Source organism: Paenibacillus sp. FSL R5-0519 (assembly GCF_037974275.1).
Classification (GTDB): Bacteria; Bacillota; Bacilli; order Paenibacillales; family Paenibacillaceae; genus Paenibacillus.
Genome location: NZ_CP150234.1, coordinates 4,344,444 through 4,359,886, shown reverse-complemented (window position 1 = coordinate 4,359,886; position 15,443 = coordinate 4,344,444). Strand labels below are relative to the sequence as shown.

At 45.6% G+C, this 15,443-nt stretch carries 15 protein-coding genes, 1 tRNA gene and 1 riboswitch; of the genes, 12 read left to right on the top strand and 4 right to left on the bottom strand.

The window, feature by feature from the left end:
- Nucleotides 1-137: 137 nt before the first annotated feature.
- On the bottom strand, nucleotides 138-686 hold the full coding sequence (locus MKY73_RS19490) for a thioredoxin family protein (RefSeq protein ID WP_339241208.1): 549 nt from the start codon (nucleotides 684-686) through the stop codon (nucleotides 138-140).
- Nucleotides 687-907: 221 nt separating this feature from the next.
- Between MKY73_RS19490 and MKY73_RS19485 the strand changes: the two genes are divergently transcribed.
- The 6 genes from MKY73_RS19485 (at nucleotide 908) to MKY73_RS19460 (ending at nucleotide 7,910) form a co-directional block, all read left to right on the top strand.
- The gene (locus tag MKY73_RS19485) at nucleotides 908-2,605 is read left to right on the top strand and encodes an RsmB/NOP family class I SAM-dependent RNA methyltransferase (protein WP_339303100.1); all 1,698 of its coding nucleotides are present in this window, start codon (nucleotides 908-910) and stop codon (nucleotides 2,603-2,605) included.
- Nucleotides 2,602-3,348, top strand: a complete 747-nt coding sequence (locus MKY73_RS19480) for a pseudouridine synthase (protein WP_339303099.1) — start codon at nucleotides 2,602-2,604, stop codon at nucleotides 3,346-3,348. Before MKY73_RS19485 ends, MKY73_RS19480 begins: the two co-directional genes overlap by 4 nt.
- 422 nt (nucleotides 3,349-3,770) lie before the next feature.
- A complete protein-coding gene (locus MKY73_RS19475; RefSeq protein WP_036670159.1) occupies nucleotides 3,771-4,574 on the top strand; it encodes a Cof-type HAD-IIB family hydrolase in 804 nt (267 codons plus the stop codon).
- Nucleotides 4,575-4,671: 97 nt separating this feature from the next.
- A complete protein-coding gene (locus MKY73_RS19470) occupies nucleotides 4,672-5,712 on the top strand; it encodes a hypothetical protein (RefSeq protein WP_339303098.1) in 1,041 nt (346 codons plus the stop codon).
- 105 nt (nucleotides 5,713-5,817) lie between these two features.
- Nucleotides 5,818-6,366, top strand: coding sequence for a GNAT family N-acetyltransferase (locus tag MKY73_RS19465; RefSeq protein WP_339241215.1), 549 nt, complete (start codon nucleotides 5,818-5,820; stop codon nucleotides 6,364-6,366).
- Nucleotides 6,367-6,779: 413 nt separating this feature from the next.
- A complete protein-coding gene (locus tag MKY73_RS19460) occupies nucleotides 6,780-7,910 on the top strand; it encodes a glycosyltransferase family 4 protein (RefSeq protein ID WP_339303097.1) in 1,131 nt (376 codons plus the stop codon).
- A gap of 131 nt (nucleotides 7,911-8,041) precedes the next feature.
- Here the strand turns inward: MKY73_RS19460 and MKY73_RS19455 are convergent, their stop codons facing one another.
- Entirely contained in the window at nucleotides 8,042-9,097 is a 1,056-nt protein-coding gene (locus MKY73_RS19455) for a hypothetical protein (RefSeq protein ID WP_339303095.1), read from the bottom strand.
- A gap of 204 nt (nucleotides 9,098-9,301) precedes the next feature.
- On the opposite strand from MKY73_RS19455, the gene MKY73_RS19450 reads away from it, so the two are divergent.
- From MKY73_RS19450 to MKY73_RS19435, 4 genes are all read left to right on the top strand, one after another.
- Entirely contained in the window at nucleotides 9,302-9,883 is a 582-nt protein-coding gene (locus MKY73_RS19450; RefSeq protein WP_124113961.1) for a xanthine phosphoribosyltransferase, read from the top strand.
- 97 nt (nucleotides 9,884-9,980) lie between these two features.
- A complete protein-coding gene (locus MKY73_RS19445; protein WP_036609615.1) occupies nucleotides 9,981-10,310 on the top strand; it encodes a hypothetical protein in 330 nt (109 codons plus the stop codon).
- Between the two features lie 119 nt (nucleotides 10,311-10,429).
- Nucleotides 10,430-10,648 carry a hypothetical protein gene (locus tag MKY73_RS19440; RefSeq protein WP_278295843.1) on the top strand — a complete coding sequence of 73 codons (219 nt, stop codon included), beginning with the start codon at nucleotides 10,430-10,432 and terminating at the stop codon, nucleotides 10,646-10,648.
- Between the two features lie 141 nt (nucleotides 10,649-10,789).
- The gene (locus tag MKY73_RS19435; RefSeq protein ID WP_017689352.1) at nucleotides 10,790-11,119 is read left to right on the top strand and encodes a carboxymuconolactone decarboxylase family protein; all 330 of its coding nucleotides are present in this window, start codon (nucleotides 10,790-10,792) and stop codon (nucleotides 11,117-11,119) included.
- A 98-nt stretch (nucleotides 11,120-11,217) separates the two neighbouring features.
- On the opposite strand, the gene MKY73_RS19430 is transcribed toward MKY73_RS19435, so the two are convergent.
- Complete coding sequence (locus MKY73_RS19430) at nucleotides 11,218-11,682, bottom strand: C40 family peptidase (protein WP_339241221.1); 465 nt, start codon at nucleotides 11,680-11,682, stop codon at nucleotides 11,218-11,220.
- A gap of 5 nt (nucleotides 11,683-11,687) precedes the next feature.
- Nucleotides 11,688-11,819, bottom strand: a riboswitch (cyclic di-AMP (ydaO/yuaA leader).
- A gap of 415 nt (nucleotides 11,820-12,234) precedes the next feature.
- Between MKY73_RS19430 and pelA the strand changes: the two genes are divergently transcribed.
- Nucleotides 12,235-13,197 carry a pectate lyase gene (pelA, locus tag MKY73_RS19425; protein WP_339303094.1) on the top strand — a complete coding sequence of 321 codons (963 nt, stop codon included), beginning with the start codon at nucleotides 12,235-12,237 and terminating at the stop codon, nucleotides 13,195-13,197.
- A 163-nt stretch (nucleotides 13,198-13,360) separates the two neighbouring features.
- A tRNA-Leu gene (locus MKY73_RS19420) sits at nucleotides 13,361-13,445 on the top strand.
- Between the two features lie 91 nt (nucleotides 13,446-13,536).
- Here the strand turns inward: MKY73_RS19420 and MKY73_RS19415 are convergent.
- Nucleotides 13,537-15,222, bottom strand: a complete 1,686-nt coding sequence (locus MKY73_RS19415; protein WP_339303093.1) for a carbohydrate-binding protein — start codon at nucleotides 15,220-15,222, stop codon at nucleotides 13,537-13,539.
- Between the last annotated feature and the right edge of the window lie 221 nt (nucleotides 15,223-15,443).

Sequence of the window (15,443 nt, the reverse complement as noted above, 5' to 3'; positions counted from 1 at the left end):
TGAAGGGAACAATCGGGGTGTTTTTGAATGTTGCGTCATATTCAGATAATTGCAGGTGGCACAGCCTGTCCTTCAACAGAACAGTGTCTGATGATCGAAGTGCCTGCTCTTCGATACTGTGGAAACGTATCTATCCGTTAGCTTGCCGAAGGAGTGGCATTGCCTTTATATTTTTCGAAAAATTGTTTGTAATCGTCTAACGTGTAGCCTTGATCACTGCCATTCTCTTGCAGTCCGCCAACCATACGGTCTTTCTCGACACCAGCTTCATAATAGACGAGTGTAGGCGTGAACTCGATGTTGTAATCGGTCCATCCTGCTTCGAATTCGCGCAGATTGAACTGCGGAAGCTCAATACCTTCACTGTCAACCAGTGGCATCAACTGAGGTGTTGTGGCACGGCAGTGCGAGCAGTCGGAAGCGAAGAAATAAACAAAGAAGCTGTCTTTGTTATCAATCTTTGCTTTGAGATCCGCGGGAAGAATGATTTGTTGGTAATTGGGATCGCTAAGTAGCTCCCGTGTCGCTGGATTAAGCTTGGAAGCAGCGATGCCATAAGCATTTTCCACTGAATCCATCTGTTTCTTGGATTGTTGGTCTACAACAACCAGTGCAGCAATCATAACGACTAAAATACCCAGGAAAATAAGGATCGCAGCACTTTTCTTTTTCTTCTTGGATTTCATCGGACATCCCCCATCGATCATATCGAAATATAGTGTGGGCAAAAATATAGGTTGGGATAATATGCATAAACACCCGGATTTTTGCTCAGGAATCAATCTACTTGCCATTATACTACATTACACGCTGTAGTGGAATAGATACGATATGATAGGAAAGCAAAGCTTGGATATGATAAAATAAAACGATATTGCAATCTTACCAAGACAGGATGAGTGGGAATATGGGTGTAAAGTTACCTTTGATATTTGCTGAGCGAATGAAAAGTTTGCTGGGTGATGAGTTTGAACAATTTATGAAATCGTATGAACAGTCTCCCCATGCGGGACTGAGAGTGAATACGTTAAAAATATCGATGGAACAGTTCGATGAGATTGCTCCGTTTGATCTAAGACCTATTCCTTGGTGTGAGACAGGATTCTATGTACCTCATGGTGTTAAACCGGGGCTGCATCCTTATTATCATGCAGGCCTGTATTATATACAGGAACCAAGTGCTATGGCACCCGTTGAATTATTGCAGGTGAAGCCTGGTGATCGTGTGCTTGATCTGTGTGCTGCTCCGGGAGGGAAAACGACACAAATTGCTGCAAAGCTGCAAGGCAAGGGTGTGCTTGTCACAAACGATATCCATGCTGAACGCACCAAAGCGCTGGCCAAGAACGTGGAGTTGTACGGGGTGCGGAACGCCGTTGTTTTGAATGAGTCACCCGAGCGGATCGCAAATGCATTTCCTCATTATTTTGACAAAGTATTAATTGATGCGCCTTGTTCAGGTGAAGGCATGTTCCGCAAGGATGAAGACATGGTGAAATCGTGGGAACATCATTCGGTGGAAAAATGTGTACTCATGCAGCGCGATATCCTTGAGATTGCGGCACGATTGCTGGCTCCGGGAGGTACGATTGTATATTCAACCTGTACCTTTGCGGCGGAGGAAAATGAAGCGATGATTGCGGAGTTTCTGAATGTAAACCGTGATTTCGTTGTAAAGGACATTCCTGAAGAGACAGGATTCGCTCCAGGGCGTCCGGAATGGGTGCGTCAGATGATGCCTGAGAAGGCTGATGAGACCAAAGATGTGCTGGAACAAACGCGTGGTACCGCAAGATTGTGGCCTCACCTTTTGGAAGGGGAAGGACATTATGTTGCTGTATTACAGCATCGTGCAGAGCAAGGACTCGAAACAGATCAACCAGGAGTAGTTCAAGAAGGAGCAATGGAGTATGGACAGGTCGAGGATGTGTCCAGGATTGAAGTAGAGGGGAACAAAGATCACTCTATTGCTGCTTCTTCAATTGCTATAACCAAGGCTGATCGTAAGAAGGAACGTTTGCTGCGAATCGAATCCAGAGCGTCCCATGACAGACAGGCTGGTGGCGGCAAGAATCTGGGCAGACCGGGCAAAAAAGGGAAAGATCACGGTGGACGTAAATCGGAACGGGGTCAGGGACGCGGAGTTGATCCGGCAAGTATGGACCCGATTGCGATCTATACTTCGTTTATGAAAGAACAATTGGAGATGGATCTAACTGGAGAAACGGTATGTTACGGAGATCGTGTGTATCAATCATCGGTAGGTGCAGCAAGGTTGGAGGGACTGAAAGTCATTCGCCCAGGCTGGTTTATGGGCACAATCAAGAATGGCCGATTTGTTCCTTCCCACCCGCTTGCGTGTGCTCTGAATGCATCTGAGGCACGGCGAAGCGTGAATCTGTCATCGGCTAATGGCGAAGCCGTGAGGTATCTCAAGGGTGAAACGTTGAATATCGAAGAAGAACGAGTGGTGCTCAAGGCGGATACAGTCGCCAAAGGGTATGTTCTTGTGTGTGTAGATGGTTATGCCGCTGGCTGGGGAAAATGGCTGGATGGTGTATTGAAGAATGAATATCCGGCAGGCTGGAGGTGGACATCGGTATGAGTGGAAAAGGCAAACAAACGCTTCGTCTGGACAAAATATTAAGTCATATGGGTGTAGGAACACGAAGTGAACTCAAAAAGATGGTGAAGCAAGGCAGAATCCGTGTGGACGGCAAAGCGGTGAAAGACAGTGGTGTACAGGTGAATCCCGAGGTTAACGTCATTGAAGCTGATGGCGAGCGGATTGTGTATCGGGAAATGATCTATCTGATGCTGCATAAACCTCCGGGTGTTGTGTCTGCTACCGAGGACAACAGAGATAAGACGGTGTTGGACTTGCTCCGCAAAGAGGATCGGGTCTTCAATCCGTTTCCTGTGGGACGACTGGATAAGGATACGGAGGGACTGCTCATTCTTACGAATGACGGTCCACTTGCCCATGATCTGTTATCTCCACGCAAACATGTACCCAAAACCTACGAAGCCCGTGTATTGGGAAATGTGGATGATGCGGATGTGCAGCGTTTCAAAGCGGGCATTCAATTGGATGACGGATACGAGACGTTGCCTGCTGAGCTAACTATACTTGGTTATGAAGAGACGGAAGAAGGCAGGATCTCGTCGATCTCGCTTATTATTCACGAGGGGAAATTTCATCAGGTGAAACGTATGTTTCAGGCGGTGGGCAAGCGAGTGATCTATCTGAAACGCGTGGCGATGGGTGAGCTTGAATTAACTTCCGATCTAGCCATCGGAAGCTATCGTGAACTAACCGCAGACGAGTTAAACCTTCTGCGGAAGTAAAGCTCCCGTCCTGCGCGAAGTGAAGCAGGGAGTTGTGGAGGGGAGCGAAGCCCCGATACGACCGCCGAAGGCGAGAAAGCTCCCGACCTTCACGAAGTGAAGCAGGGAGTTGTGGAGGGGGGCGAAGCCCCGATACGAACGCCGAAGGCGAGAAAGCTCCCGTTCTTCACGAAGTGAAGCAGGGAGCCGGGCAGAAAGCGAAGCCCTGCCCGAAATGGTCCCGGTTAAGCTTGGGCGGGATCGCCGCTGAAAAGCGGTGTTTCCGGCAACAAGCGTTCCTACGCCAACCGTTACATAGCAAGACCCGACCTACCACCGATGAGCAAGACGGGAGTCCAGAGGGCAGAGCTCTCTGGGGCCCTCCCTCGGAAGGGAGGGTTTGGGTGGGTGCGACTACTTAATAGATGAGGAATGAAGCCAGAATGACGTATAAACTAATTGCACTAGATGTAGATGGAACACTGCTGAATGACCATCATGAACTAACCGAATGGACTCAGGAGACCTTGATCCAAGCTTCCCGTCAGGGAGCAGAGATCGTTCTGTGTTCAGGTAGAGGTCCTGCCAATACGATTCCTTTCATGGAGCAGATGGGACTGGATGGATATGTGATTACACATAATGGCGCCGTAACGGCGCAAGTGGATACTCGTGAGGTGGTTCATCATTTTGCATTGGATGGACAAGGACTGGAGCCGATCATATCCTACTGTCGAACCAATGGGGTCCATTTTGACATCAATACGGCATTTGGTCTGTATGTGGATCAACCAGAAGGTCTGGGATTGCAGGTGCGTGAGATGTATTACAACTTTATGGCAGAGCCACTGAAATTACCCAAGTGGGTTGACATGACAGAACCGCTGGCCAAGTTCACTGCATTTGGACCGATTGAACAGATGGATGCAGTGCTCCAGGAGTGGTCTACTTGGAATCTGCCTTATTATATGACACGGAGTGGTGATTTTTTTATTGACCTGATGCATCCCGAAGCGTCCAAAGGTGCTGCGCTTAAAAGGCTTGCCGAATCCAAGGGAATCATGCCTTCGGAGATCATGGCGATTGGCAACTACTTCAATGATATTACGATGCTGACTTTTGCGGGCAAAGGCATTGCCATGGATAACTCACCGGACGAGGTGAAAGCTGCCGCGGACGAGGTTACGCTCTCCAATAACGAGCAGGGAGTAGCGCACGCAATCCAAAAATATGTGTTATCGGTTTAATCTTGTATTTTATACGTAAAATGCACGCTTTCCTCATAATCTACCGTCCTCAGGGGCATCCTAAGAGAATAACGTTAGGAATCGAGGAGGACACGTGATGAAATATGATGTGGAATTGGTTGCAGACTTGCGTACATCAGGTGGAGAAGTGCAGGACGTGATGATCAATGGTCAATATGCAGGCTCACTTTTTCTCGTGTACAGAGAAGGAGACCGTTTATCAGGTAGTCTTCAGATCGAGCAGGAGTCTCTGCCAGATGACACAGAGCAACTTATTGTGGATAAAGTGCATACCTATGTCCGATCTCTTGTAGATGCGTTGGAAGCTGCATATTATGAAGTGCTGGTTAGTTGTGGCTCATTGCACTCGGTTCTGCATAAGCCTGAGTCAGATACGATGTGGCCGTCTGAGGATATGAATCATCACGATGGCAGCTATGACGATATAGACAGCAGTGAAAGCAAGGTAATTCCTGTTGCACAATCCGAATCGTTTACATATGAAGATCGGGATCAGGTTCTGGAGATGGAAATGGTAAGCGCAGGACGCAGCATATCCACCTATATATTCAATGATGTCGAAGGACAGGAGCTTGCAGAAGCTTCTCTAAAACAATATGGCGCTGATGTCCAAGGTGAAATACACTGGTATGACGAGCCGGAAGAGAATCAATTGGAAGCCGCAGCAGAGTTGCTGGTCAGAGAGCTGGATGAGGACATCATCGATACGATTACGATCCGCATGTGGCATCAGGGGAATGAACTCGAGACGTTAGAGTGGATACATCGCGATTTCTCCGAGGAATTTGAGGATATGGATGAATCCGATCAGGATGAGCTTGAAGCTGCTGAAGAAGCATGTTATGTCATGCTGAAACGTAAGGACCGGGAGTTCCGGGTGTATGAGCTGTTTCTTCAGGAACGAGGTGGGTTGCCTGTCGGAACAGCAACAATAGACACCTCTCAATCCGATCTGACGGGATACATTGATTACGAGGTTCCTGGAACCAGTGTGCAGCGAAAGAGCCTGGTCGAAGTATTGATGCAGGAGTTGGACAAGGAGATGGAGTTTGATACCCTTCATCTTACGATGTTGTATCGAAATCAGATTATTGATGAAGCCAGAATAGATGGGTAAAAGGCAACTGCCTTTTACCTTTTTTTGTTCTCATTTTGACGAAAAATTCATTTCCCGGTATAGTACCATTAGTTTAATAGAGCTCAGGAAGCGGAGGAGAACAATATGCACTCATTCAGGATCAGTAGCGAATATATTAACGATGGTTTTCAAGCGGTTCAGGCGAAACCCGAAGATACGGAGGATGTGATGTCGCTGTTGGTGGAGACAGCCGAATGGTTACAGGGCCAAGGTTCTACCCAATGGAACGCTTTGCTTCAAGGTGAAGATTCACATGATACGGCAGGGGCAATTCGGCGCGGGGATGTGTTTGTATTTAAAAAAGGAGCGGACGTAGCGGGAATGGTCATCCTTATGGTTCAGCCAAGCCCGTGGGATATTCACCTCTGGGGTTCAAAAGCTTACGCCGAGGATGGCGCAATCTATCTGCATCGGCTGGCGATCCGAAGAAAATATGCCCAAAGCGGTCTGGGACGAGCAATATTGGAATGGTCCAGCAGCGGCATACACTTTGAAGGCAAACATACGGTTCGTTTGGATTGTGGAGCCGACAACGCAACGTTAAACGCCTTTTACGCGCGAAACGGGTATACTTTTTTGGGAGAGACTGATGGTTACAGTACATATGAGAAGCCGGTTGAGCTCCTGAGCTGAGCATGATGACTGTCCTCTGATTTTAATTATAATGTTTATCAAATATATATTGATGACAACTGCAAGTGGTTGACTGCTGGTTTGGTTTAAAGCTTTTGCTTCTGAGCGTCGTGTTTCATGAATATGTTGTATATACGAGTGATAACGAAAGCTTATCAAGTTCTGCTTAAATCGAGTGGTTTGAATAGCAAGATTTTGCTGTGTCTATCGTAATATAGATGTTCCGGCTGTCCTATGTCATAATGGATAACAGAGCCGTATCAGAGAAAACAAATGAATGAATGAATGTGCATGCAATATAGGATGGGCAATTGAGAGGGATTCTCATTTTGTATCTTTACTGAACATATGTTCTGGTATATCATGAATGAAGATGTATGGAAAGAACGTAAGTGGAAAGGGGGAAACTAACAGTGAAATTGCTGCAGGCGCTTTTCTTTCCTCCGGAGCAGCCCGGAGGTGTATCCTCTATGATTCCGTATATGCAAGAGAGATTTACAACCCCAAGGTGGGAAATGGATCTGTTCTCGTTGCCGAAGCGGATTCGCAACAAGGGCAGGGAGGAAGTTCATTTCGAAACGTTTGACTGGACTGAATATCAGGATAGTCCTGTTGTCCAAAAATATATTCAAACCTATCGTGACTATCTATGGTGGACCAAGTTGCGTATTCAGAAGCCCTATGATCTGATTCATGCTCACCACCCCATTGCCGGACTTGCGATGAAAACGGTCTTCCCGGATACACCTCTCATTCAGACGATTCACTCCAGTTATGAACGAGAATTAATCCTTAATGGACGCATTGAAACGAACGGACCGGAGCATCGATTCCTGCTTGCAATATATGGTGAGCTGGAACATCAGGCAGAGCGTCTCTTGACGGTGTCAGACTCGTTCCGTCGTTATCTGGCTCCCTACGTGAAGGAACCTGATGTCATCGGTGTGATTCCCAATGGATTTGATGAGAAGCGCTTTAAGCCGATTCCTCATGATAATGCGATACCACAGCTGGTGACGGTATGTCGGCTTGTTCCGGCGAAAGGATTGGATATTCTTTTCAAAGCCTGTGCGGAACTGAAGGGCCGAGGTCATGATTATGTGTTACATATTATTGGAGATGGACCGATTCGTCCTGATCTGGAAGAATTGGCGCAGCGATTAGGGATCTATAATGAGACTATTTTCTATGGTTACACACTGCACCCTGAGGAATTCATGCCATTCTTTGATATTTTTGTACTTCCTTCACGAGCAGAGGCATTTGGTTCCGTTTTCGCTGAAGCGGCGCTGAGTTGTCTTGCCCTTGTGGGTACGGATGTAGGTGGAATACCCGAACAGATCGAGAATGGTAGCAATGGGTTGCTTGTACCGGCAGAAGATCCTTCTGCACTGGCTGAAGCGCTTGAAAAGGTGATGCTTGATCCGGCATATCGTTATGAACTTGCCCGTTCAGCGTGTGAAAAAGCCAAAACACATTACTCGCTCGGCAGATCAGTCAATGAGCTGAAGAAGATGTATCTACAGTTTCCCAGCAAGACCTAAAAGAGATAACAAAAAGTGCGAGCCGCTGTGCTAAACAGCGGCTTTTTTTCATGCAAAAGGTGTGTGCATGAGTGATGAATTGTGGTTATGAAGCAAACGTATGCACATATTCATGAAGTACATAAGCATGTTTATATATTTTTGCGTCCACGAAAAGCGCCCCAGCGGTTTAATACCAATTTGGCTGCCCAGAACAGTGCCATACTTCCGAAGATAGGGTAAAGGATAGATAGCAGAGAACTGAATCCAAACTGACTGAGTGAGTAACAGAGCAGCATAATGGTTAATGTAATGAAACGGGGATGAACGCGTATATGTTGTCTGAGTTGCAAGGTCATGCCATAGATATCGGCAACAAACGTACTGAATATTTCCATGAAAATAAGAGATACATATACAGATTGTACTGCCCATCCAAGTTGAAAGGCAATGCTGCCCATCGGAATTTCGAATTGGATGATGCCGGGCATCTGTGCCGACATGGCAAAATGGGCTGCCATTAGCATGAAACCTACGCCAATTCCACCCAATACTCCGCCCCACTTCAGCACATTCCGACTACGAATCTGGTTCCCTACAGGCACCAGAACAGCTTGAGCTAACGCCAGATTAAATGAAGTGTACAACAGTGGAGACAGCCATACTTGAATAGGATTTGAGTCTGTCGTCAGTGTGATGAATCGGGAAGCTCCCGGATGATGGATGGTACTTGTGATCATAAGCAGAGATAACAGGAGCATCATAGGCACGACAATGCTATTCATTTGAAGGATAGCTTGGATGCCCCGACCGAGAAGCAGATATGTCCCTACAAGTGTGACGATTAGACCGGTCTGATAATGCAAACCGAGATGTTCGACAAAAACGGAACCTGCTCCGGCAAGCATGACACTGTTCACGCCAATGAGAATGAGAAGGGTCACCCAAGTGATCCATTTGCCCGCCTTGTGGCCGAATAAATGTTTGTTCAGATCCTCATAAGAGCGGGATCCGGTATCGTGGGCGATCAGCATCATTTTGGTACCTAACCAGACAAAGAGCATGGTGGATAAGCCTATGGTGACGGTGGCCCATTTGCCATACTGGGTAAAAAACTGCAAAATTTCCTGCCCTGTAGCGAAGCCGGCTCCGACAACCGTTCCGATGTATGTAAATGCGATCTGCAGCACCCGAAATGCCTGTTTCATGTGTTTCCCCTCTCAGGACCCTGTATAGTTTGGACATGCGGGTACCATGGTACAAGGTATGCTTGACCCACGAAAGTCATGACAATCGATCATGAGCTTTGGCTTGAATCTCGTCTGAAGGACAGCGTCCAGGCAATTTCGCTTGAACTTATAGATAGATATATGATACTTTTACCTCATAGGATAGGCTTGGGAGGTCAAATCATGGAATTATTGAAACAACGAATTTTACAAGAGGGTGTTGTGATCTCGGATCAAGTATTGAAGCTGGATGGTCTGTTGAACCACCAGATTGATCCTGCATTAACGATGGAGATGGGGCGTGAGTTCGCTGCCCGTTTTCGTGAAAGTGGAGTGACCCGTGTAATCACGGTAGAATCCTCGGGGATTCCGGTAGCGTTTGCCGCGGCCTATGAACTTGGGGTGCCACTTGTATTCGCCCGTCGCAAAAAAACACTTCTAGCTGATCCTGATGCTTACTGTGAACGCGTACCGTCCTTTACCAAAGGAATTGTAACTGACATTATGGTATCTCGCGAGTTCATTCATGAGAATGACCGTATTTTGTTCATTGATGATATTATTGCCAATGGAGATGCCGCTCGTGGCGTCATCAAAATCATTGAGCGTTCCGGTGCGGAACTCGTCGGATTCGGCGTTGTGGTAGAGAAATGTTTCCAGGCAGGGGCACGAACGATTCGTGAACAGGGGATTCCGGTGGAAGCCTTGGTACGCATTCGTTCCCTGAACGATGGGACGGTACAATTTGACGATAACGAAATGTGACATTTTAAAGGAATAGGGCCTATTTTTTGAACTATGCCTTTGCATGGCCGCTAATTTCATTTATAATGGGGTTATGTTAGGGAGAGGAGGCAACACCATGGGGAACCAACCGGCAACAGAACAATTCTTTAATGATAAGCTGGCGGAATCGAAAGTTCATTTTGAACGTGCCCTGGATTGTAAACATACGGAATTCGATGACCTTTATCCCTATATGATTGAACATCCTCAATTTTTCTGGTACAAACGCTATGTTGCCTGGTCAGAATTACTGACGATTGTAGGCTTATGCGAAGAGTTGTCCTTCTCTTGGAAAGAACAATTTACACCGCATCAAGTGGAGTACCTTGAAGAACGTGTGATGTCCGCCAAAGTGCTTGATTTTTGGTTCGAGAAGAACGACAGCAAAGAGCACGCGCAGCGGTAACTTTCAGTCGGGACAACATTTCGAATGACATGACAGTCCAATACAGTCACGTGAGACCTAAATGACTTTTCATTTAGGTCTCTTTTTGTAAATAAATTTGGAATATAGGAGCCATGAACATGATTAGTGATACAGAATTGGACGCCCTGCGTCTGTCAGGTGAGAAAGTCAGAGTAGTACGGGACGAGCTGGAATCGAACGATGTAACCGGGATTGTCGTTGCCTGGGATGGCGAGCAGGTACTTATCCGTCGTCAGAATCGACGTGTCGTCAAGTTGGATCGTGGTTACCGCTATCAGTTATTCAGCGAACCCCGGCAAAGTCCACTTGGTGAGTAACAACGATCATTATGTCAGAAGTATGAGCGTACAAATGTTTGGATTTACCATGATTTCTTGGCATAATTGACTCACTCGGGAGAGAAGATAGGTACAGTGAAGAAATTCTGTAACTATAGCCGAGAGGGTGTGCTGCAAGACATGACATTGATGAATGATAAAGTTCATGCCTACAAGGATCAGATTGGAGCATTAAGTGATGTGCTGCCAGGTGTGGTGAAGTCGTATCATGAGTTTACCGGAGAATGCTTCCAACCTGGGGTGATTGATGCGAAGACCAAACAGCTCATCGCGCTTGGTATTGGCTTGTTCGCCAACAATGAGGTATGTACCTTCTATCATGTAGAAGAAGCACGTGCCAAGGGCGCTACAGATCAGGAGATTATGGAGACCGTTGCTGTTGCCGGAGCTGTAGGAGGCGGACATGCCCTGTCTCAGGGCGCGATGCGAGTGCAGAAGGCGCTGCATTAAGTGCAGATGGAGGTAGTCCAAGGACTGTCCTCCTAAAGAGGAAATCAAACAAAAGAGGAGGTTCCGGTTGATCCGGAGCCTCCTCTTTGATATTATACCTACATTTTCCCTAACATTTTATCGTACATAAACTGTCCAGTTACCCGACGTGCTGTTACGTAACGATCATTGAAATAAGGATTGCTCATTTTGGTGATGCTTACCCCTTTGCTGCTGGATGCATGTGCAAATTGTCCGCCGCCGATATAAACACCTGTATGTGAAATGCCTTTGCCTGTTGTGTTAAAGAACACCAGATCACCTGTCCGAACATTGCTCTTGGCTACTGGAGTACCTGCTTTGGCTTGCTGTTGCGAAGTACGTGGCAATTCAATGCTGTATTTATTGAAAATATATCTCATAAACCCGGAACAGTCGAACCCTGCCAGAGTCGTGCCACCCCACTTGTAAGGAATACCTGTCATGTTGTTCACTACGGAGTTAATACTGCTTGCCTCTGTGCTTGTTGCCCCGGATGTAAATAGTACAGCCGCTCCAAAAATGGAGATAATCAGTTTTTTCAAAATCAATGTTCTCCCTTCGATGCCTACGGAGTTAGCTAAGGGTTCGGTAGAAGGTTCCCTATATTTCCTATGTATAAGAATAATTCACCCAAAATGGTTCCCCCGTTTTCAAACCTGAAACTCGGCAATGAATAATTAAGTTTTTGTAACTATTTGAAACTATATTGCATAAATGCGTAATTGTCAAACCCTTTTAAACCCCTTCGTAATACCTCAATGTTAGCGGAATTAACGATTTTATATGAAAGAAGGCGTCAAGTTTGGGTATCATTGATGACAAAAACGTCATTATTGATTCGTTTGAGACGAAATTGGATAAATAATTAAGTTTGTCATGAGTTAAAAGAACTATCCGTTATGTTGAATTTGAGAGATTATATTCATTAAGTTGCATATATTGACAAAAATCGATTTATTGCATATTATCTGATTATCCAATCCACATATTGGATGAAAATAGATTTTATTGTGGTATACATTCAAATTAAGGAGGTTTAAGACTGGCATTATAGGTAAGGTAGAATTGTGAATTTTATTAAATGACATGGGAGAGTGTTACATTTGAAAGCGAAGAAAATTGTTACTTTTGTCCTGGCATGCACCATGGTGTTCTCAACAGTTGGAATGGCAGTTCTTCCTGTAGGGACGGTATCTGCTGCTGATGCATCCGGTACAACAGCGAGTATTTCAGATATTTTGAAGAACCAACTGCCGGATGGAGGTTGGAGAAAAGATTATAAACAAACAAGTGGAGAGTGGGCGAAGTCCACGATTGACAACAAGGCTACATATTCAGAAATTAGAAGATTGGCGAAGGAATTTAAAAAGACAAATGATCCACGCTACTCCACAGCTGCAATCAAAGGAATCAACTTTTTAATCAGTATGCAGTATTCAAACGGCGGATGGCCACAAGTCTACCAAAGCTCTGGATATCACAAGCATATTACCTACAATGACGATGCAATGATTAATGTAATGATCATGCTCGATGAAGTAGCAACACGCAAAGGTGATTTTTCATTTATCGACAGTACACTTGCTAATCGGAGTAAAAATTCAGTTGCCAAAGGTGTGGAGGCGATTCTGAATACACAAGTCGTCTCAGGGGGGAAGCTTACAGCATGGGGACAACAACATGATTCCAGTTCCCTTAAACCAGCGAGCGCAAGAATCTACGAAGTACCATCGCTGACAGCTGGAGAGAGTGTAACGATTGTTAAATTTCTGAAAACGAGGCCTGCTACCGCTAAAATTACCGCATCCATTAAAGGAGCAGAGGACTGGTTTAACAAGGTGAAAATTACGGGTTACAGATATGAAAGGGCAAATGGTGATAGCAAGATTATCGCTGATTCCAAAGCAGCACCGATCTGGGCACGCTTCTATGAAATAGGAACGGATAGACCCATTTTCATTGGACGAGACGGGGTAGTTAAATACAAATTAAGTGACATTGATAAAGAAAGAAGAGGCGGTTATGCATGGTATGGCAATTGGCCTTCCAAGCTGTAGTATGACTCCTTTTTGATAAACCAAATGATTAGTTGAAGGTAAAGCCCGAATGGACAAGCATGTCTGGTTCGGGCTTTCATGTTATTATTTTCAGTATTGACATGATAGATTCGGCATGATATATTATTTCTTGTCGCCGAGATTAATCACGGAGATACAATATGCGGTCGTGGCGGAATTGGCAGACGCGCACGGTTCAGGTCCGTGTGGGCTAACCCCCCGTGGAGGTTCGAGTCCTCTCGACCGCATCGAATTAAAAGACTCCTCAAGCTAACGCATGAGGAGTCTTTTTTGTTTGCATTTTTTGATATTAGCCTAACATCAACCATACGGAATGTTTTATTGTGCTGCGGTAACATTAATGCTGTCAATATTCGGTCCTTCCGTTCCCGTTGTAACGATTCGAAGGGTATTTACACCTGAATTCATAGGAACTTGAATGGTTTTCTCACCCCAGGTGGACCAGCTTCCTGTTGCAGTGAAGGGTTCATTGCTGAGTACTTTGGTGCCATTCACGTAGATGTCCAGATTGCGAGTACCACTCTCCTGGGCGTAACGGAACTTTACGTTTTTGGTACCTGTAATCGTATTGTTGATGTTATTCCATTGAATGGCTGAGCCTGTATACGCGTTAAAGTTCACATATCCTGATCCTGTATATCCCGGGTAAAGTGTTTCGATCACTGCATCAGTCAACGTTGTTCCCGTCTCAGCTTCATATGTGGTGCCAGTGCCTACATTACCGCCTCCATTGCCACCAGTGAGATCAGCAACAAATGTAGTTACACTCTGTGCAGGAAGCTGGGCTGTGAATGCGCCATTGGAAACATTAATAGGTGCAAGACTTGCCAGATTGCGACTGCTGTCCGTCACATACGAAGATACAGTGGAGGCATTGCCATTCTGCAACACAAACCGCTGGCTTGTGGCCGAAGTTCCACGGTTAATTGCCACGACGACAACTTTGTTATCACCTTTGTATGCAGAAACAAATGTGTTCGTATCCGGATTTTTCGTTGCATCGACTCGCAGGTAGCCAGGACGTACAAATTTGGAGAAATGGGCCATATTATATCCGCGTTTGCTTATGGTACCGTCCTCTTTCATCGGACCATACTGTCTGCGGATGTACCACCACACATAGGCCTGAAAATCACCTTCTACCATGGCATTGTGCATGTGATAGGAAACTTCGAGTGCTTCAGGCCAGCGGTCTGCTGAATTGTTGTCACTGTTCGGAACATATACCTCAGTCATCCACAGTTCTTTACCGGCTCCTTTTTGCTTGAAGAGAGGATAGGCAAAGTTCGAAATCTGGGTTCCATACGTATGTGCTCCCAGAATGTCCATGTTGGCAAGTGCCTGCGGATCATTCAGGATTGGATCGGATATGTTCTTTAGGTATTGGAAGGATTCAGGCGCCATGACTCTGGTACCTTGAATGGAACCTGCATTTTCTTTCATGAATCGAAGGATCTCTTGTGGAGTCCACCAGGTCCAGTCGTGAGCATAGTCCGGTTCATTTTGCACAGAAATGGCATACAGATCTACACCGTTATTTTTCATGTAGGTTACAAAGTCGTTCAGATGCTGCGCATATGCGGCATATTTGTCGTATTTCAAACGTTTGGCATTGGTATCTCCATTACGGTTGAACGTTTCCACCATGCTGCTCGGAGGATTCCATGGGGAGGCAAATACGATAGCCCCCTTCTCAATAGCCCGTTTGGCTGTGGCAACTTCACGATACCAGTTATTCGAATCTGGATCGACGTAGATCCTCAGAATTGAAAAGCCTAACTGATTCTGGTCATTACCAAAAGCCGTTTCTCGTTGAGCGGGAGTCAGATCACCAATCCAGGCAGGAAGGTTAATGCCTCCAAAGCCCTTGATCAGTTGTTTTTCCGAGGACAAATTAATATTGGCATCACTTGCCGCCGAAACTTGTGTCGGGGTTAACATCAGGGGTAGTGCTGTTAAACAAGCCAATACAACATTGATCGTTTTTTTGAATTTAAATTTCACTACTTTCATCCTCCTCGATAAAGGTAAATGGTTACATAGAGAAACCGTGACCAGGGAAATAAGAAGAGCTGATAGTCTGGCATTTATTTTATGTAAACCCTTTCAAAACCCCCTTCCAAAAGTATAGGAAAGAAATGAAACACATTAACTTCTTTCATTTGTTGATTCTACTAAATAATTGCCAAACTGAAAACCTGACAAATTACAGTATTTTTTCTAAT